Consider the following 17,522-nt stretch of genomic DNA (forward strand, 5'->3'; position numbering starts at 1 on the left):
TTTTCCTACAAACCTGATCCGACACCCTAGAGGAGGGGCCAACGATGCGCATGCGGCTGTCGAGGCTGACGTTTAAGCAGAAATTGATCATATTTTCGGTCATTATCAGCACATTACCCGTGCTCATTTTAGGCTTGTCCTCCTCGTACATCGTTCAGAAGAGCATTCAGGAAGAGGTCGATACGAACCATCAGACCGTCCTGAAGCAAATCGAATTCCAATTGAACAATTTCGTGAAAAACCTGCAAATATCTGCTCTGTCCATCGCCTCGGACAAGACGATCGAGAAAGCGATGCAGCTGCCTCCTCCATCGGACAATCTATCCCAAACGCTGGAAATGACCGACGTGCTGATCAAGCACCAGAGCTTCTCATCGATTCGTTTCACCGCTTCCCTAATCTACAAAAAGTACGATTTCGCTTTCTCCAACAAATCGCCCCGTTTTTTTTATGAAATTATGGAAAAGGTACAGCCGCAATTCAACGCGACGTTCATGGTTACGCCGAATACGTACGTCAATCAGGACGAGCTGCTGTTGTTCTCGCCGGTGCCTAGGCATACTTACTACACGGACGGCATTCTTGTGCTGCACGTCACGATTCGGGAGCTTACGACCTTTCTTGAGAAACTGACGTTCGGCCATCGCAGCAAGGTGTTTATCGTCGATGAAACCGGACGCATTATCGTCAGTCAAAATAAAGACGAAATCGGAACGAAGCTTGCCGATACGAACGACCTGTATCATTTTTGGAAAGACCCGGAGGGCTTTCAGGGATCGTTCGTGCTTAAGGGCGAGAACTATAAACTGACGGCGCAAACATCCTCGCTCAATAACTGGACGTATATAGCGATGACGCCGATCAGCGAGTTTACCGAAAAGTCGGATAATATCCGGCATCTGACCTGGCTTTTGTTCGCGGGCATTGCCCTTGTTTGGACGGCGATCGCCTTTATCGGCTCAAGCCGGTTGTATTTCCCGATCGAACGGATGCTCCGCCGGTTTACGGACGAGCATAAGCTGGACCGGACGGGCAAGGAAGGGCTGGAGGCGATCGATTCGATGATGAAGCAGATGGCGCTGAACAATATCGACTTGCAAAAAAAGCTGAATGAGCATATGCCCTATTTGCGGGAAAGCTTGTTTCATCATTTGCTGCGCGGCGAAATGTCCGAGAAGGAGTTTATGCAGAAGACCGAGCAGCTGGACCTTCCGTTCACGGGCTCGCATTTTGCCGTTTGCGTCTCTACCGTGGACGATTACAACCTTTTTATTCAAACGTATCCGCAAAAGGACCGTTCGCTGATTCATTTTGCCCTTCGTAAAATATTGGAGGAAACCTGCGAGAACGAGCTGCCGTGTTTGACGTTCAGCTTCCAGCCCGGGCAAGTGACCGCCCTGTTCGGGTTGAAGGCGGATACCGAAGGCGTCGAGCAGAAGCTGGTCATGTTGATGGATCGTTTCCGCGAAAACGTACGCGAATATTTCCGGTTCACGGTGAGCGTAGCGATTAGCCGTCCGCGTATTGGCTTCGGCGGAACGCAAGCTTGCTTCCAGGAGGCGGTCGGGCTGCTGGGGCACCGGCTGCTGCTGGGCTCCAACGTAACCATTATGGACCGGCAGATCGCGCCGTCCATGAAGCAATCGGGCCGCGCGCTGGTGCAGGGAATGAAGGACATGGCGCACAGCCTGCTCAACGGCAAAACGAGCGATGCGATCGATCAGCTTGATTCGCTCATCGCAACGGTCGCCAAAGGAGCATACAGCTCGGAGATGGCAACCGGTCTGTTTTCCTATTTGCTCGGCGAGCTTGATTATTTCATGAACGAGCTGGATTGCAGCTTGGACGATTTCTTTCAAGAAGATCTCTATAAGCGGCTCACCTCGCTGAACACGCTGCAGGAAGTGCGCGACTGGCTGGCCGGGACGGTGTTTCCGGAAATCGTCAGCAAGCTGGAAACCTACAACGTTTCCAAGCAAAAGCGGCTGATTCAGCAGGTGCTGATCGACATCCACGAGCATTTCGAGACCGATCTGTCGCTGCAGCAGACGGCGGAGCAGTTTCAGCTTCATCCGTCCCAGCTTAGCCGCATGTTTAAAGAAGTCACCGGCATGAATTTTATCGATTATTTAATTCAATTCCGGATGCGCAAAGCAGCCGAATGGCTGGCGCATAGCCAGCTCCCGATCAAGGACATCGCCGATCGGCTTCGTTATTCGTCGGTGCAGAACTTCAGCAGGGTATTCAAGCAAATCATCGGGGTGCCGCCGGGCGAGTACCGGAAGCAGCATCAAGCTTCAGCCGAAACATAGCAAACATTGGCGCCGGCCCGTTCCGGCGTCATCCAATTGTCCGTGTCGCGCGATCGGCGAGGACTGCATTGTCGTTACAAGTAGGGAAAAGGCCGCCGTTGTGCGGTTTTTGCTTTTTCTTTGTATGACAAATCTTTATCCATGTTTGATTGCGCCGTTAAAAACGGAACATTGCGCGTATAAAAACGCTTTCACTATAGTAAGGGCAGATAAGTCGATCAGCCTTATCGCAAACGAGAACGAGAGGGGTAAAGCTATGAAATCGATCAACAAAAAGATGATGCTGGTTTCGCTTAGCACGACGCTTGCGGCGGGAACGCTGCTTGCTGCTTGCGGAGGCAAGGATTCGGGAACGACCGGTGCAAGCGGCAGTCCGAGCGGCAGCGCGAGCACTTCGCCTTCGGCGGCTCCGGTCAACAAGAATATTAATATTCTGTTGTCCAATGCAGGTGCCAAGTACCCGCAGGAGATGAAGGAAGACGACAAGTACATTAAAGAATTGTCGAAGCAGTCGGGCTACAACCTGAAGTTCGATTTCCTTAACCACCCGGAATACAAGCAGCAGTTGACGGTTCGTTTCGCTTCTGGCGATCTTCCTGATCTGATCCGTACGGACAGCATTACCGACTCGGCTCATCCGGGTGCCGTAGAGCAAGGGGTATTTAAAGAACTCGGACCGCTGATCGACAAATACGGACCGAACATTAAGAAGAAAATCCCTCAGCAAGCATGGGATAGCCCGAGCGTATCGAAGGACGGTAAAATTTACGCAATACCGGCGCTCGCCCAATTCATGTCGAACCGCGTCATGTACATTCGCCAGGACTGGCTCGATAAGCTCGGCATGAAGCAGCCTAAGACGCTCGACGAATGGGTCAAATATTTCGAAGCGATCAAAGGCAAGGATTTGAACGGCGACGGCGATCCGAACAACGAGTACGGCTTCTACGTTCGCGAGAACATGATTTACGGCGATGTGTTCTTCTCCGAATTCGGCGCGCATCCGGGCATGTGGTATAACGTAAACGGCACGATGACGCCTGGGATGATCAAGCCGGAAATGAAAGAAGCGATCAAGTTCTGGAAGATGATGTACGACAAAGGCTACGTCAACCCGAACCTGTTTACGAACAAAGGCGCGGACTGGGTCGCAGGCATCAAGAAGGGGCAAGCGGGCTCTTGGAAGTATGACATCACCAGCTATCCGACAACGTGGACGCCCAGCAACTTCGTCAATCAGTCGAATGTCAAAATCGATGTCGTAGGCGCCCCGCAAGGTCCGAAGGGCGGCGGACTGGAGACGGAAAACTCGCAAATCAACTTCGTTTGGGTGATCCCGAACAAGTCGAAGCAAGCGGAGGAAGTCATCAAGTTCCTGAACTGGGCATGGTCGGACGAGGCGGAGAACTTCTTCTCCTTCGGGATCAAAGGCACCAACTATACCGAAGAAGCCGGTAAAATCAAATGGGATCCGAAAGCGGATGTCAACAACGAATCCGGTCCTGCAGGCTCGTCGACGTTCTACCAGCTGATCATCAACCCTCGCGGCGACGGCCGGATGTCCTCGAAGCTGATCGACATCAATCCGGAATCGGAAATGCTGAAGAAGGGCGTCAAAATCGCTTCCGAGAACATCCTTAAAAACGACGGCTTGTTCATGCCTTCTCTGCAATCGCTGGCTACAAAGCCGGAGCTGTCGATCGGCTTCCAAGCGGGCAACATGTTCCTCGATATGTTCGCCAAAGCCGTTACCGGCAAGGAAGATGTCGACAAAGCGTTCGATACGTTCGTAGCCGAGTGGAAGAAGCGCGGTGGCGAAGCGGCGATGAAGGAAGCAACCAACTGGTACAACAATAAGAAGAAAAAATAATAATATCTCGACTTCGCAAGAAGCGCCCGGAATGCCGGCCCGGTCAGCGGGCCGGCATTTCTTAAAGTCTCAGTATATCCCCCGCTGATTGTTCGACTTCTCGGTAAACGCGCCGTCAAAAGACGGCGAAGCCGTTGTTCCTTGGGGGGCTTGTATAGACATGCCCATTTTTACTCTGCGCTCATTGTAAATAACCAAGCATCACGTCACTTTGCAGGAATCAGTTTTTTGAAGGAGGAACCATCATGCAGCGGAAATTCCAGTTAGGCGACAAAGTGATGCTTATGCTAATCGCCCTGCCGGGCATTCTTCACTTTATCATCTTTCGCTATATTCCTCTCGGAGGGAATATTATCGCGTTCCAGGACTACAACATGTTCACAGGCTTTCTTGGAAGTCCGTTCGTCGGGTTTAAGCATTTTGTGACGATGTTCACGTACGACGAGTTTTTTCAAATTTTGAAAAACTCGATTCTGCTCAGCCTATATTCGATCATATTCGGCTTCCCGGCGCCGCTCATTCTTGCGCTTCTGCTCAACGAGGTGCGCGGTATGTGGTTCAAGCGGCCGGTGCAGACGTTGTTATATATGCCGCACTTTTTGTCCTGGGTTATCGTAGGCGGGATTTTCATCAATCTGCTCGCTACCAAAGGCTTCGTCAACCAGTTTCTCGGCTTGTTCGGCCTGGGGCCGTACGATTTTGTGACGATGCCGGAGTTTTTCCGTCCGATTATCATTTCGGTGTCGATCTGGAAGGAAATCGGCTGGGGGACGATCCTGTTCCTAGCTGCGCTTACGGCGATCAATCCTAGCTTGTACGAAGCCGCAATGGTCGACGGCGCAAACCGCTGGCGGAGAATGTGGCATATTACGCTTCCCTCCTTGCTGCCTACGATCATGGTGCTGTTCCTGCTCCGGATCGGCAGCGTACTCGAGGCGAACGTCGAGCAAGTGCTCATTTTCCAAAATCCGCTGAACCGGACCGTTGCGGAAATTATCGATACGTATGTATACCGCGTGGGTCTGCTTAGCGCGCAATTCAGCTTTTCCACGGCGATCGGCATGTTCCAGGCGCTCGTCGGCTTTATTCTAATTATGCTGCTCAACCAAGTGAGCAAACGAACGACCGGCGAAAGCATTTACTAGCGGATGGCACGAGGAGGGAAAAATCAACCATGATCACCTATAAATCCGATCGGCTCTTTCAATTTCTGAACGGACTGTTTCTGGCCGTCACCAGTATATCCATGGTGGCGCCGCTCTTTCACCTGCTAGCGGTGTCGCTCAGCTCGCCCAAATATGCGGATGCCAAGCTCGTCGGGTTCTGGCCCAAGGAAATGCATTTCGGCGTGTACCGGGAAATCCTCCAATTGGATTCGCTGTGGCGGGCGCTCGGCGTCAGCGTGTACATTTGCGTTGTCGGCACGACTCTCTTCCTGTTGTTTACGACGAGCTTCGGCTATGCGCTGTCCCGTTCGATCATGCCCGGGCGAAAAATCATCCTGCGGCTCGTTCTGGTTACGCTGGTGTTCTCGGCCGGCTTGATCCCGAATTACATGGTCATCAAATCGATCGGCTTCGAGAATACGCTTTGGGCGTTGACGGTGCCTTCCGCGCTCAGCGCTTTCTACGTCATTATTATGAAAACGTTCTTTCAAGGCATCTCGTCAGAGCTGTTCGATTCCGCAAAGATCGACGGCGCAGGGGAATTCCGGATCTATTCGCAAATCTCGATTCCTCTGTCCGTCCCGATACTTGCCACGCTCAGCCTATATAATGTGGTCTCGCTGTGGAACTCTTATTTCAACGCCCTTATTTTCATCCGCGACAAGAAGCTGTACCCGCTCCAGGTCGTGCTGCGCAGCTTGATCGTCAGCGACGATACGCAGGCCTACGGAAGCAACGCTTCCGATATCGCGATGGTGGCGACGCCGGAAATGATGAAGGCGGGCATCATTTTGTTCGCAACGGTGCCGATTCTGCTTGTGTACCCGTTCATTCAGAAATATTTCGTGCAGGGGACGATGCTCGGTTCGTTGAAAGAGTAGAGGGGATTCGAATCCTTTGCGTATAAGGAAAGCTTCTAACGGCCCCCAAATATATCTCTAATACAGTGCGAGGAATCCGGGTTGATGCCGGATTCCTTTTTTTCATTCAGCCGCGTTATCCCAACTCTTCCAGCATATTTGCCTTTTCCAGCGAAGGGATTAAAAACTTTTGCTCAATCGGCGATGACATCACGATCAGAATCGTATACGTCCCGTATGAATCGCATTGATTGCCGAACTCCTCGAGAGACCGTGTGGAGTCGGTCATTACCTTCAATAAGTAGTTGTGCTCGCCGCTGATACGGTAGCATTCGACGACATCGGGCGAAGCGCGGCAAAAATCCAGGAATGCATAACAATCTCTTGTGCGAAACAGGATGTAGGCGGCTGCTTGTTTCCCGACTTTTTCCGGGGAGATTACGGTGCGATAGTGTTCGATGATTCCTTTTTCCTCCATTCGCCTTACCCTCTCCGTTACGGCGGGTTGCGATAGCCCCACGTTTTTGCCTAGCTCCGTCATGGAAATTCTCGCCTGGTCTTGAAGATAGAAAAGGATTTGCTTATCGATATGATCCATCAGAATTAGCTCCTTTTAATGTAAGGATTTTTATAAAAACTAACTTGTTTTCCTTCGTAATAGGACGGATATAACTTGAATGCCTTATGTAAAGTAAAGCACTCTATTTATATAATAAACTAACGATAGTAAAGTGATCAAGACTTACCTACTGAGAGAGGATGAAAACAACATGAAGCCGGGACGTTTACAAGCACGCATGGATCAAGTCATCGATCGTACCCTTGCCGACAAAAGGCTGGTGGGAACTGTCGTTAAAGTGGCGATGGACGGGAAACTGGTATATAACCGAGCTGCCGGGTTTGCCGATCGCGAAAACAATCGCACGATGCAAGAAAATGCCCTATTCAGGCTCGCTTCCGTATCCAAACCTATCGTTTCAACCGCGGCACTAGTCTTGGTGTCACAAGGGCGCCTGCGGCTGGAGGACCCTGTCGAGCGCTGGCTTCCAGCGTTTAGGCCGCGGCTGCAGAACGGCGAACCCGCAGCCATGACGATTCGGCATCTAATGACGCACACGGCGGGGCTGACTTACCGCTTTTTTCAAGAGGAGAATGGTCCGTATCAACGCGCCGGGGTATCGGACGGGATGGACAGCGCCGGGATTACGCTGGAAGAGAACTTGCTTCGCATTGCCTCTATTCCGCTCCTCTACACGCCAGGCAGCCAGTGGAAATATTCGATCGCCACCGATGTGCTCGGTGCAGTGATTGCCAAGGTAACAGATACTCCGCTTAGCGAAGCCGTTCATACGCTGGTGACAAAACCGCTTGCCATGAACGATACGGGATTTACCGCAGTCGATCCGGAGCGACTGGCTACAGCATACGCCAATGATGTTCCGGAGCCGCGGCCCATGCGCGATCCGGATAACATAGCATTCGTGGAAGGAACGTCGGGCTTCCGGCTTTCCCCTGGGCGGGCACTCGACAATATGGCCTATCAATCGGGAGGGGCAGGAATGGTGGGAAGCGCGGGAGACTTTTTGCGGATGTTGGAAGCACTGCGTGAAGGCGGAGCTCCCCTGCTGCCGGAGAGTATGGTGCGAGAGATGGTCACCAACCAGATCGGGGATCTGCCGATGGCCTACTGGCCAGGGCGCGGCTTTGGTCTTGGATTTACGCTGCTCAAGGATCCTATCGCCGCAAACACTCCCGAATCGCCCGGTACCTGGCGCATGGGCGGCACGTATGGCCATTCGTGGTTTGTCGATCCCGAGCGAAAGCTCAGCGTTGTGGCGTTTACCAATACGGCGCTGGAAGGGATGTCGGGCCCGTTTACCGTTGATCTCTGCGAAGCCGTTTACGACGGAATCGCGGAGTAAAGCATGAGCACAATGGGAGCCTTGGTGCGGTTCGAACCGGCAGGGCTCTTTGTGTAACAGGATACTTTTGGGAGTGGTCAATTTGGTTCAAACCGGTTCTACCAGCAGAATACCAATAACCCCCATTTTCTTTATAGCTCTAGGCTTATTCGGCGTGTACACCATTGAGTTCGGCGTTGTCGGGATACTGCCTGCCATCATGGAACGTTATGACGTCAGCACGTTTCAAGCGGGAATGCTGGTTGGGACGTTTGCGCTTGTCATTGCGCTGGTTGGTCCCTTTATGGTGCTGCTGCTTTCCAAATATAACCGTAAAAACGTTATGATCATGTCTCTGCTCATCTTTGCCGTGAGCAGCTTATGTTCAGCTTATGCTCCGAATTTCTATGTTTTGCTTGCGTTTCGGATGATCCCGGCTTTGTTCCATCCGGTCTATTTTTCCTTGGCCTTCGTTGCCGCCGGCTCGCTGTATCCGAAGGAGAAGGCCACCCAAGCTTCCGCCAAAGCTTTTGTCGGCACGGGCATGGGGATGGTGCTTGGTATTCCTATAACCGCTTATCTAGCAAATCAATTCTCGTTCGAGGCTTCTTTTCTATTCTGTACCTTCGTAAATGCCGTTGCGGGCGGCGGGATCGCTATCATGCTTCCTAATACGGCGAAAGCCAAGAAAGTATCCTACAAGGAGCAGCTAGGCATCTTGCGTAAGGTCCCCCTCTGGATAAATATCGGCGCTGCGACCTTTCTTTTTGCCGCCATGTTCTCGGTCTACAGCTATTCTGCCGAATACTTGGAACAAGTGTTAGGGATGAACAGAAAAACGGTTAGTGTCATGCTTGTCGTGTTCGGTATCGGGGGCGTAGCCGGCAACTTGCTTGCAGGAAGATTGATCGGGATAAACATGGTGAGAACGACTGTGTTCCATCCGATCGTATTGGCCGTTTCTTTCTTGCTGCTATATTCAGGAGAAGCTGACTTCGTGCCTGTCTTGGTCATCATGGTTTTGTGGGGAGCGGCTCATACCAGCGGGCTCATTGTCACCCAGGTGTGGTTAACCTCGGAGGCGCCGGAAGCTCCCGAGTTTGCTACCGGGCTTTACATTTCCTTCATCAACCTCGGCGTGTCCATCGGTTCGGCGGCAGGCGGGTGGTTTATCGCTGCTTCCGGCATGAAAGGCACCATATGGAGCGGATTTCTGTTTATTGTGCTCGCACTCGCTTGCGTAGCAATAAGAATAGTGCACGATAACCAAAAGCGAAGGAAGGGAAAAGCTATTCGGAACGAGCAGAAGCCGAATGAAGCCTGTTAAAGCGTTTGCTAATCGAACTTCATACCGCAAGACCTTTTGGCGACGTTATATAAGACTTTAACGGAAGCCAGCCAGATCAAATTCTCTGAACTGGCTGGTTTTCTGTTGTTCTTTGGGGGTCTATTTTTCGTCAGCTTCCGACTCTGTTTGAGGCTTGTGAGATTTTTGTGAGCGCGCGTCAGTAGAATGGTGTCAGAATGAATCGTTTTAGTTGTCGTTCATCGACAATTAAGGAGGGCTGACATCATTTGAAGAAAAGTAAATTATTTCCTGTAATCGCGGACTTACCGTGCACGTAGACAAATTCCAAGTTTATGTGCAACGGGAAATTCCGCTGCCGCAAGGTGCGGATGCAAGCAAAATTACGACGGCCATCGTCTTGGACCAAGACGGAACGGTTCGGCATGTACCGACCTATGTGACGAAGCGCGACGGAAGTGCATATGCCGTCGTAAACAGTTTAACCAATAGCAGCTATTCGCTAATCTGGCATCCGATGACATTCGCTGACGTTGAGCAGCATTGGGCGAAGGACGCCGTGAACGATATGGCATCGCGTCTTGTAGTGAACGGCGTGGATGAAAGGCGATACCAGCCTGACGCGCATATTACGCGTGCAGAGTTCGCTGCTGTCATCGTACGGGCGCTCGGCTTGTCCGATCGCGGGCAAACCGCTGGATTCACCGATGTAAAGCCGGGCGACTGGTACGCCGGAGCAGTGGCTAAAGCACATGAATACGGAATCATACAAGGCTACGAGGATGGAACATTCCGTCCGTTGAACCCCATTACCCGGGAAGAAACGATGGTCATGATTGCTAGAGCCATGAAGCTTGTCGGGTTACGGACAGAGATTGGCTGCGAGGATGCGGCGCAAGCCTTAACTTCTTTTGCCGACGGTCAATCTGTGAGCGAATGGGCGAAGCAAGCTGCAGCAGCCCTCGTGTCTCAGGAACTGGTAAAAGGTACGGAAGCGAAACAATTGCTGCCGTTATCCTTTATAAGCAGGGCCGAAACGGCAGCCGTCGTTCAGAGAATGTTAATAAAAGCTAACCTGATTGATATCAATCATTCCAAGTATTAGTAGATAACCTTCCTTCGGCTATTTTAGTGAAGGGAGGTTTTTTACTGCGGTGAAGGAAAAGTGGCCGACATAATTTTACTCTAAGATGCTTATTTAAATATCCCAATATATGGTATACTTTCGGAGAGTTAGCAGGAAGTGATGCAAAAACAATGTCTCGGAGTTTACAAAATGAAACAAACGCGTTTGCTGCTTATAGAAGGTCTTCCGTCAACGGGAAAGTCGACGAATTCGGGAATTGTTTTCAGACAGCTGGAGAGAAACGGTTTCCATGCCAGATGGATTCATGAAGTGGTGAGACCGCATCCCACTTTGTTTTTCAACGAGGCTTGGTTAGAGCCCGACGAGTATTCCGATTATGTTTCTCGATATCCGGACGCAGCTACAGTGACGGATCCGCTTATCGTGAAGCATGGAAGTGCATTTGGATTGGATCTGCTCGAGATAGAGTGGAAGGGATAAGGCGCGGCCTTATTATGTAAATCGTCCTCCTGGAGCTGACGGATATAAAATGTTCCTGAGGGATTACGGCAAATATGCGAAGCATCTGTTCGATTCCGCGCCGTTAACCAAGCTTCCGTTAGAAATTACCGAAGAAAAATGGACGGAATATGTGCAGACAATGATGAACTTTATGAACCTCTCCTACGTCGACTCGCCGGAAGCGGCCTTCCCAAGCGGGAGATATTTCAATGCCGGACTGAATCAATATGTGGAAATCGTGCAAGACCGGTTCATGACGCCAAGCGGAGGAGATAAACAACTAATAGCGAAATCGGCGAACGAGTTTTATTTGGATGATCTGCCTGTTATGCTCCGATACGATAACGATCGCCTGACAATAGCAGGCGAGCAATTATGCGAGAAATGGACAACTAGAGGAACCGTTTTTATTAGGGTAAACATGGATTAGCGGGACAATGTTTTAGGAAATCTCAAAGAACGGCGTTTTCCAGCAAAAACGGAACGGGAGTGAATCGCCTTGAAAAAATTCGTTGCAGGCATCGTCGCAGGCATACTGATCGCAGCGGGGACGACAGCCATTGCCGAATCGACGGTAAAAAGTATGCTTTTTCCGGTAACGTTTCTTTTTAATGGGGAGCAAAAAGCATTGCCTGACGGCTACGAGACGCTGCATTACAACGGGCATGTATACGTGCCGATACGTTATGTGGTAGAGCAGATGAAAGGCGGTATTGCCTATAATGAAGCAACCCAAACCGTTTCGGTTGTTTACGATGAAAAGGAGAAACCGCTTATTCGGGCTGCGTCCGATAACGGCAATGTTTATCTCACGAATGTTGCTCTGGAACAAAAGAACGGAACGAGTAACCTAACAGGCGATATTGTGATTGATCTGAGCGAGAATGCGATGACCCATGAAGAGCTTCTCTGCGTGTTTGACCTTGCCTTCATGGATAAAGACGGCAATATCGTCGATACGATACCCGCTATCACGCAAACGGTTAACCAGAGGGATTACGGCAAGTCTATCAAGCTTGAAACATTTGTACCTAGAGTACTGCCAGCCTACGATTCCGTCCGTATGAAAGTCCAATTCCTCGATTTGAATCCCGTTCGGGGCGAGGCGCCTCCTCCGGCTTCCATTCAATCGGAAATCGGAAAAATAAATGCCGTTCAGGGAACTTACTGCTGGAAGGGCTGCTATGACTATGCACCCGCTGCACAATTATTGAAACTCGCGGGTTACGTTCCTTCCCTAGTGGGGAGCGGGGAAACGATCACGATTGCATTCGACTACGACCCTCAGCCGTCTTCGATCCGTTTATATGAAATTACCGGCGATGGCGAAACACCTGTTCCACTGGAGAGTAACCGCTTTTCGGCTCCTGGCGGGCAGGGCAATCATAAATATAGAGTAGACGCTTTCTGGTTCGGCGGCGGCGAATCCAGCAGCGCGTTTGCGATTGAAGTGAAGTAACCGTTCGTTTATCCATCTGACTAATTGAAAAAGAGATGAATGAGGTAAGAATATGAAAAGTAAACGAAATGTGATTTGATCATTATTGCTGTGCTATGTATAGTTATTTTTCACTATGCTGGAAAAAAGGCCTTAAGTGAGAAATGGTTTGATTTGGAGTAGAGTCTACTTGTGATATCTCTGGTGATGTCAAGGGCGAGAATATAACTATAACACTACTCCAGTCTTAATCTCTTTCCATAAGTATTCTTCTCCTCATTTCGTGGTAAAGAATTCACATTCTTGCCGTTCATCGTAAGAGAAATCACAACACAAACCTTAATTTCAAAAAATTTGATTACATTAGGTAAATCACCTTTGAGGAGCAATTTCATTTAGTTTAGGGGGGCATTTGTGAGCAATCGTTATGTTGAGAAATTGATACAGAACTACGGAGAGCAAGGTTTTTTTACTGGAGGGACAACGAATGAGGAAATTATGGAAATCGAAAGAGTCTTAAACACGAAGCTTCCAGAGAGCTACAAATGGTTCGTTATGAATTATGGCTATGGCGGGATATCAGGACGCTGCATTGAAGGAGTTGCAAAGAGTGGACGTTTAACTGTAGTAGATGAAACTCTTCAGCATAGGGAATACGGGTTACCGCAACAATTCGTCGTAATTGAAAGCTGTGATGAATATGTGAGTTGTTTGGACTTATCTACCATAAAAAATGGTGATTGTAAGGTTGTATCATGGTCGCAACATGATGAAGACGGAATTGTACCGCAGACATCATCGTTCTACGATTACTTGTTGTATGTTTTTTACAATGAGGATGGAATGGATGATGACCAGTTATATAAAGAATGGTTAAGGATTTTTGATGAAATGAAATGACAATTTATAATCTCACAGAAGGGCGAAGCAACTGAAGAAGACAAGTCTTCAGACGGGAAGAGCGCCGGCGATCTTTTCTTTTTACGCAGATTTCCCCGCAACAACCGCATCCTTTCACCGACTGGCATATCCGCCCGTTTAAAGGTAAACTTAGGGAAGCTTGGCTTTACGAAAAACGGAGCCTACGGAAAAGGGGACCTCGCTTGAATAAGGATATGTTGAATAAATTTTGCGTGAAGACATTCGGTTCTCCCGGCATTATTACGGAAATCGGGAAAATCAGCAAGGTAGCAAGCCGGACCATCCATGTCGATTGGGGCAAGAAAACATGGGTGTATCAAAATAAGGATTTTCGCTGGATTCCGTTAACGAAGGAAGAGCTTGAAGCCAAATATAAGAAAAGCAGGTTTACCGAGGACTCCCTTAACCGGGCCCAGTCTTTAGGTTTAGATATCAAATAAGGACGAAGCTGCGGCTTAGAGAGGAAGAGACAGGAGAAAATTCCTGTCTTTTTTAGTTGCGCGTTCGCCTGGCGTTCGCATATACTGATAGCAAACATACGTTCGATATCGGGGGCGGGGAAGATGCGAAGCAGGAAAGAACCATGCGCCGATTGCGGTCTGACAGCCGCCGCGCAGCGCCGCAAAAGTCGTTCGGCGGCTATAACGGTAGAAGGGGAGAAAAATCATGTCTTCCATTAGCCCCAATCTAACGACGCAGGATGAACGGATCGCCATTCGCAATACGATTTTGCTGCCGCTTATGGTGACAATCTGCGAAAACAAGGTACAAGAAATCGAGCGTTCCAAGCATACGTTAAAGAAGCTGTACGCGGCAGCTACGGAGCTGCTGATGAAGCAAATTGCCGCAGACCTGGTCAAGACGAGAAGGTACCTGGCCGAACAGAAGATCAAAGTGTTTCCCGATCAGGAAAATAAATTGAAATGCGAATACAGCTTCAGAGGATATCGAGAGCGGATGGAACTGCTTAGAGACCTGGCTAAAGCCGAAATCGAGGAGAGGATGGGGGAATACGTCGCCAGGGTGATGAAGTTGCAGTAAGTACGGCTGTTATGTGGAAGTCCAGGAAGGATGAATGAAAGGTAATTCGATATGTTCAATAAGCCGCGTTTTTAATTGCTCTTTCACCCACAATCCTACCTACCTTCAAACATATACTAGTTGAGAGGCTAGAAAGGGGGTTGTGTAGATGTCCTACTATTACCATCGCTGCAGAGAATATCTCGATCGTGAAGTTGAAATCACGACGAGACATGGGAAGTATAGGGGGACGATCGTGAAGGTCGATCGGAATACGGTGCAGCTTAGATCTCGTCCAAGAGGCGGAGACCGCTACAAAGCGCGTACATCCTTCTTCTTCTTTCCGATTATCACACTTGTTTTATTCGATCTGCTCGCCATTGCATTAATAAGCGGAGGCGGCTGCGGTTGCGGCTGCGGCTGCGGAAGACGCGGCTGTTTCCGCTGCGATCGGTGCGATCGCTGCCGGAACCGGTTCTAAGGATGGAGAGCTTTTCTGGAACGCAGGCGGTCTTTCGCCTGTGTTCTTTTTTTGTCTTGACGAACGCTTGGACTACGAATCGGATACGAACGAAGCTGACTCCGCTTTCCTTTCCGCCTTGACTTTGATATATTAGGTATTACCTAATAATTTTAGGCATAGCCTAATGGTGGAGGAATGGCGTTATGCTTGTATGGATGCTCCGGGAGAAGATGGCCAAAAGAGGAATTTGGACGGGAGCGGCGCTTGCCCGGCTGCTGCTCGAGAAGGCAGGCTATAAGCTGTCCGCGCCATCCGTCCACGCGTTGTTAACCGAGCAGCCGAAGCAGATGAAGGCGGAGACGCTTGATGCGTTATGCACCGCATTGGATTGCGCCCCGGGCGATTTGTGGGTACATACGCCAACTCGTGTGAAGGGAGCGTGAGGCATGTGACGGTAAAAACCATTGTTCCGTTCGGGGATCCGATTCTTCGCTCGAAGGCGAAGGCGGTAACGGAACTGAACGACAAGATTTTCAAGCTGCTGGACGATATGGCCGAGACGCTTTATGCGGCAGAAGGACGTGCAGGGCTGGCCGCTCCGCAGGTTGGCACGCTGCGAAGAGTTATCGTCATGGACTGCGGGGAAGGCCTGGTCGAGCTCATTAACCCGAAGATCGTCGACCGTTCGGGGGAACAACTCGGTCCGGAAGCTTGTCTGTCGTTTCCCGGCTACGTCGGCTCCGTAAAGCGGGCGAACGAAGTGACCGTCGAAACGCTGAATCGTCAAGGAGAGACGGTTACGCTGAAGGGCGAAGGATTTCTCGCACGCTGCATGCAGCATGAAATCGATCATCTGGACGGGGTGCTGTTCATCGATCATGTGAAGGAGCATTATTTGTATCACGAGGTGACGAATAAACGGATTGCGCTGCTGGACGTTCTTCGGGTGGCGAAGGCAAAATAACGAGGGCGCCTCATGAATTTGAGGCGTCTTCGTTTTGGGTAAACCTGGCTGCCGGTACGATAGGATGACTATCCCGATGACAGGGATTATCCTTGTTCATTCTGAAGTTTGGCGCAGCCTGTCCGCTTGAATTGGCATCGTTTTCATAGAAGGGCATAAACTGTAGTATCACGGCTCGAAAGGGGCGGGCGGACATGGTTTTTGCCATCCTGTTGATTGGCGGCATGATGCTATTTTTTGGAATCGTTTGCTGGCTGGTGGCCATCATGGTGCGTACGGATACGATTGAATACGACATGACCTTTCTATGGAACCGTTACGGCATTAACCGCAAGATGATCGAATACAGATAAGCGATGCGCCGCCTTGAAAAGGATCCGCTGATCCATAGTAAGCCGATGGCCGGGAGCGCGATGCTTCCGGCTTGACCGTTCGTCCTGCGTACGGCATATGCGCGCAAAAAAACGCCGGACCGAAAGGGGCGGCGCTTGATGCGGAACGAGAAACGCGAGTCTCACCGCCCCGCACCGCGACTACAGTGACGGCTTACGGCCAGACAAGAACGGGGGACTGTGCGGGTCACCGACGGAGAGACGCCAGCTTCGCCGTTTTGGCTTGCTTCCTCTGATCCAGCATCCACTCCGCGTATTCAAGCGGTCTGACGATCGCCTTCTCGTAGGTTTCCGTCTCCTTAATGCGTTGGAACACTTCGCGCGCGGGCTTCGGATTCATTTCGAGCAGCCAGACGCCGCCGTTCGGATCGACCGCGATATCGAGCGCGATTTCGCAGAGCGGACGGAACTGCTTCTCGCAATGATGCGCGACATCGAAAGCAAGCTGCTCCATCGACGCCTTCACCTTGGCGGTCTTCTCTTTGTCCTTCGATCGCAGCTGCAGCAGCTTTTCCATCGGCACCGCGCTGCCGCCGCCGTGCAGGTTGGACGTGATGCTGCGTTCGGGACCGATGCGGCCTGCGCAGCCGGTGACTTCCCACTTGCCCTGGCCGTTCTTCTGGATCAACAGCCGGTAGTCGTGAACGCGTCCGTCCTTCAGCGTAATGGGAATGCCCTGCTGAATCAGATATTGACCGCTCAGCTTCCAGTTGGAGAGTCTGCCTGCGATTTCGCTCCGCTTGGCGCGAAACGGGGTCAAGATGCGCCGCTGTCTGTCTCGCCCTTGAACCAAATACTCGTCCTCGCCGACCCGCTCGATTCGGATAATTCCCCTGCCTCCCGTGCCGTCCGACGGTTTCATGTAGACGAGATCGAACCTCCGCAGAAATTTAAGCAGGTCGCCGGACCGCTCGTATTTGACCGTGACGGGCAAATATTTGCGAATCGATGCGCTTTTGACGAGCTGTTGAAACATTCCCCATTTATGCGGCATCGGATAGTTCATGAAAGGGATGCTCCGGTAACGGACGCGAAATTGTTTAAGCCGCTCGAAGCGTTCGGATTTCTGATAGCGGCCCCGGTCGTAAATAATGCTTGGAAAGCTGCTCCATCTGCGTTCCCATTTCTGTTTTTCCGAATCGTAAAACAGGCCGTTGATCATGTTTTTTTGCGAGCTCACGTCGTCCGGGGTAAAAACCATTACCTCCATTCCCCGTTTTTCCCCTTGCAAGCACAGCTTTTTGAAAAAGTCCAGTTCCTCCAGATGCCTGTTATTATCAAAATATACGGCCAGAACGCCGACCTTGGGTCGGGACATCGA

19 protein-coding genes are annotated in these 17,522 nt (G+C 50.6%); 17 read left to right on the plus strand and 2 right to left on the minus strand.

What is annotated here, in order from left to right:
- Positions 1–44 precede the first annotated feature (44 nt).
- The 4 genes from ACKGJP_RS08695 to ACKGJP_RS08710 all read left to right on the plus strand — a co-directional run bounded on the left by ACKGJP_RS08695 (position 45) and on the right by ACKGJP_RS08710 (position 6,229).
- Complete coding sequence (locus ACKGJP_RS08695; protein WP_409345268.1) at positions 45–2,312, plus strand: helix-turn-helix domain-containing protein; 2,268 nt, start codon at positions 45–47, stop codon at positions 2,310–2,312.
- A 256-nt stretch (positions 2,313–2,568) separates the two neighbouring features.
- The gene (locus ACKGJP_RS08700; protein ID WP_409345269.1) at positions 2,569–4,182 is read left to right on the plus strand and encodes a hypothetical protein; all 1,614 of its coding nucleotides are present in this window, start codon (positions 2,569–2,571) and stop codon (positions 4,180–4,182) included.
- 245 nt (positions 4,183–4,427) lie between these two features.
- Entirely contained in the window at positions 4,428–5,327 is a 900-nt protein-coding gene (locus ACKGJP_RS08705) for an ABC transporter permease (RefSeq protein ID WP_409345270.1), read from the plus strand.
- Between the two features lie 29 nt (positions 5,328–5,356).
- Positions 5,357–6,229 carry a carbohydrate ABC transporter permease gene (locus ACKGJP_RS08710; RefSeq protein ID WP_409345271.1) on the plus strand — a complete coding sequence of 291 codons (873 nt, stop codon included), beginning with the start codon at positions 5,357–5,359 and terminating at the stop codon, positions 6,227–6,229.
- Positions 6,230–6,344: 115 nt separating this feature from the next.
- Here the strand turns inward: ACKGJP_RS08710 and ACKGJP_RS08715 are convergent, their stop codons facing one another.
- Positions 6,345–6,806 (minus strand): Lrp/AsnC family transcriptional regulator, encoded by a 462-nt coding sequence (locus ACKGJP_RS08715; protein WP_409345272.1) that lies wholly within the window; start codon positions 6,804–6,806, stop codon positions 6,345–6,347.
- Between the two features lie 172 nt (positions 6,807–6,978).
- On the opposite strand from ACKGJP_RS08715, the gene ACKGJP_RS08720 reads away from it, so the two are divergent.
- The 13 genes from ACKGJP_RS08720 to ACKGJP_RS08780 all read left to right on the plus strand — a co-directional run bounded on the left by ACKGJP_RS08720 (position 6,979) and on the right by ACKGJP_RS08780 (position 16,162).
- Positions 6,979–8,130: a serine hydrolase domain-containing protein gene (locus tag ACKGJP_RS08720; protein WP_409345273.1), complete on the plus strand. Its 1,152-nt coding sequence runs from the start codon at positions 6,979–6,981 to the stop codon at positions 8,128–8,130.
- 73 nt (positions 8,131–8,203) lie between these two features.
- Positions 8,204–9,436: an MFS transporter gene (locus tag ACKGJP_RS08725; RefSeq protein ID WP_409345274.1), complete on the plus strand. Its 1,233-nt coding sequence runs from the start codon at positions 8,204–8,206 to the stop codon at positions 9,434–9,436.
- A gap of 289 nt (positions 9,437–9,725) precedes the next feature.
- Positions 9,726–10,520, plus strand: a complete 795-nt coding sequence (locus ACKGJP_RS08730) for an S-layer homology domain-containing protein (protein WP_409345275.1) — start codon at positions 9,726–9,728, stop codon at positions 10,518–10,520.
- Between the two features lie 171 nt (positions 10,521–10,691).
- Entirely contained in the window at positions 10,692–10,982 is a 291-nt protein-coding gene (locus ACKGJP_RS08735; protein WP_409345276.1) for a hypothetical protein, read from the plus strand.
- A gap of 49 nt (positions 10,983–11,031) precedes the next feature.
- Positions 11,032–11,433 carry a hypothetical protein gene (locus ACKGJP_RS08740; protein WP_409345277.1) on the plus strand — a complete coding sequence of 134 codons (402 nt, stop codon included), beginning with the start codon at positions 11,032–11,034 and terminating at the stop codon, positions 11,431–11,433.
- Positions 11,434–11,502: 69 nt separating this feature from the next.
- Complete coding sequence (locus ACKGJP_RS08745; protein WP_409345278.1) at positions 11,503–12,462, plus strand: hypothetical protein; 960 nt, start codon at positions 11,503–11,505, stop codon at positions 12,460–12,462.
- A gap of 393 nt (positions 12,463–12,855) precedes the next feature.
- Positions 12,856–13,341, plus strand: coding sequence for an SMI1/KNR4 family protein (locus ACKGJP_RS08750; protein WP_409345279.1), 486 nt, complete (start codon positions 12,856–12,858; stop codon positions 13,339–13,341).
- A 203-nt stretch (positions 13,342–13,544) separates the two neighbouring features.
- On the plus strand, positions 13,545–13,802 hold the full coding sequence (locus tag ACKGJP_RS08755; RefSeq protein WP_409345280.1) for a hypothetical protein: 258 nt from the start codon (positions 13,545–13,547) through the stop codon (positions 13,800–13,802).
- Positions 13,803–14,028: 226 nt separating this feature from the next.
- Positions 14,029–14,403: a hypothetical protein gene (locus ACKGJP_RS08760; protein WP_409345281.1), complete on the plus strand. Its 375-nt coding sequence runs from the start codon at positions 14,029–14,031 to the stop codon at positions 14,401–14,403.
- Between the two features lie 148 nt (positions 14,404–14,551).
- Entirely contained in the window at positions 14,552–14,863 is a 312-nt protein-coding gene (locus tag ACKGJP_RS08765; RefSeq protein ID WP_409345282.1) for a hypothetical protein, read from the plus strand.
- 185 nt (positions 14,864–15,048) lie between these two features.
- Positions 15,049–15,288 (plus strand): helix-turn-helix domain-containing protein, encoded by a 240-nt coding sequence (locus ACKGJP_RS08770; RefSeq protein WP_409345283.1) that lies wholly within the window; start codon positions 15,049–15,051, stop codon positions 15,286–15,288.
- 5 nt (positions 15,289–15,293) lie between these two features.
- Positions 15,294–15,809 (plus strand): peptide deformylase, encoded by a 516-nt coding sequence (def, locus tag ACKGJP_RS08775; RefSeq protein ID WP_409345284.1) that lies wholly within the window; start codon positions 15,294–15,296, stop codon positions 15,807–15,809.
- Positions 15,810–16,003: 194 nt separating this feature from the next.
- Positions 16,004–16,162, plus strand: a complete 159-nt coding sequence (locus ACKGJP_RS08780; protein WP_409345285.1) for a hypothetical protein — start codon at positions 16,004–16,006, stop codon at positions 16,160–16,162.
- Between the two features lie 226 nt (positions 16,163–16,388).
- Here ACKGJP_RS08780 and ACKGJP_RS08785 read toward each other — a convergent pair whose 3' ends face one another.
- Complete coding sequence (locus ACKGJP_RS08785) at positions 16,389–17,519, minus strand: YheC/YheD family protein (protein ID WP_409345286.1); 1,131 nt, start codon at positions 17,517–17,519, stop codon at positions 16,389–16,391.
- Positions 17,520–17,522: the final 3 nt, after the last annotated feature.

Origin of the sequence: Paenibacillus litoralis (genome assembly GCF_046244365.1) — a bacterium.
GTDB lineage: Bacteria > Bacillota > Bacilli > Paenibacillales > NBRC-103111 > Paenibacillus_V.

Excerpts from the sequence above, each read along its gene's own strand:
- ACKGJP_RS08785 (WP_409345286.1), bottom strand. The coding sequence starts at position 17,519 with ATGTCCCGACCCAAGGTCGGCGTTCTGGCCGTATATTTTGATAATAAC.
- ACKGJP_RS08715 (WP_409345272.1), bottom strand. The coding sequence starts at position 6,806 with ATGGATCATATCGATAAGCAAATCCTTTTCTATCTTCAAGACCAGGCG.
- ACKGJP_RS08705 (WP_409345270.1), top strand. The coding sequence starts at position 4,428 with ATGCAGCGGAAATTCCAGTTAGGCGACAAAGTGATGCTTATGCTAATC.
- ACKGJP_RS08735 (WP_409345276.1), top strand. The coding sequence starts at position 10,692 with ATGAAACAAACGCGTTTGCTGCTTATAGAAGGTCTTCCGTCAACGGGA.
- ACKGJP_RS08765 (WP_409345282.1), top strand. The coding sequence starts at position 14,552 with ATGTCCTACTATTACCATCGCTGCAGAGAATATCTCGATCGTGAAGTT.
- ACKGJP_RS08740 (WP_409345277.1), top strand. The coding sequence starts at position 11,032 with ATGTTCCTGAGGGATTACGGCAAATATGCGAAGCATCTGTTCGATTCC.
- ACKGJP_RS08700 (WP_409345269.1), top strand. The coding sequence starts at position 2,569 with ATGAAATCGATCAACAAAAAGATGATGCTGGTTTCGCTTAGCACGACG.
- ACKGJP_RS08780 (WP_409345285.1), top strand. The coding sequence starts at position 16,004 with ATGGTTTTTGCCATCCTGTTGATTGGCGGCATGATGCTATTTTTTGGA.
- ACKGJP_RS08695 (WP_409345268.1), top strand. The coding sequence starts at position 45 with ATGCGCATGCGGCTGTCGAGGCTGACGTTTAAGCAGAAATTGATCATA.
- ACKGJP_RS08720 (WP_409345273.1), top strand. The coding sequence starts at position 6,979 with ATGAAGCCGGGACGTTTACAAGCACGCATGGATCAAGTCATCGATCGT.
- ACKGJP_RS08710 (WP_409345271.1), top strand. The coding sequence starts at position 5,357 with ATGATCACCTATAAATCCGATCGGCTCTTTCAATTTCTGAACGGACTG.
- ACKGJP_RS08770 (WP_409345283.1), top strand. The coding sequence starts at position 15,049 with ATGCTTGTATGGATGCTCCGGGAGAAGATGGCCAAAAGAGGAATTTGG.
- ACKGJP_RS08760 (WP_409345281.1), top strand. The coding sequence starts at position 14,029 with ATGTCTTCCATTAGCCCCAATCTAACGACGCAGGATGAACGGATCGCC.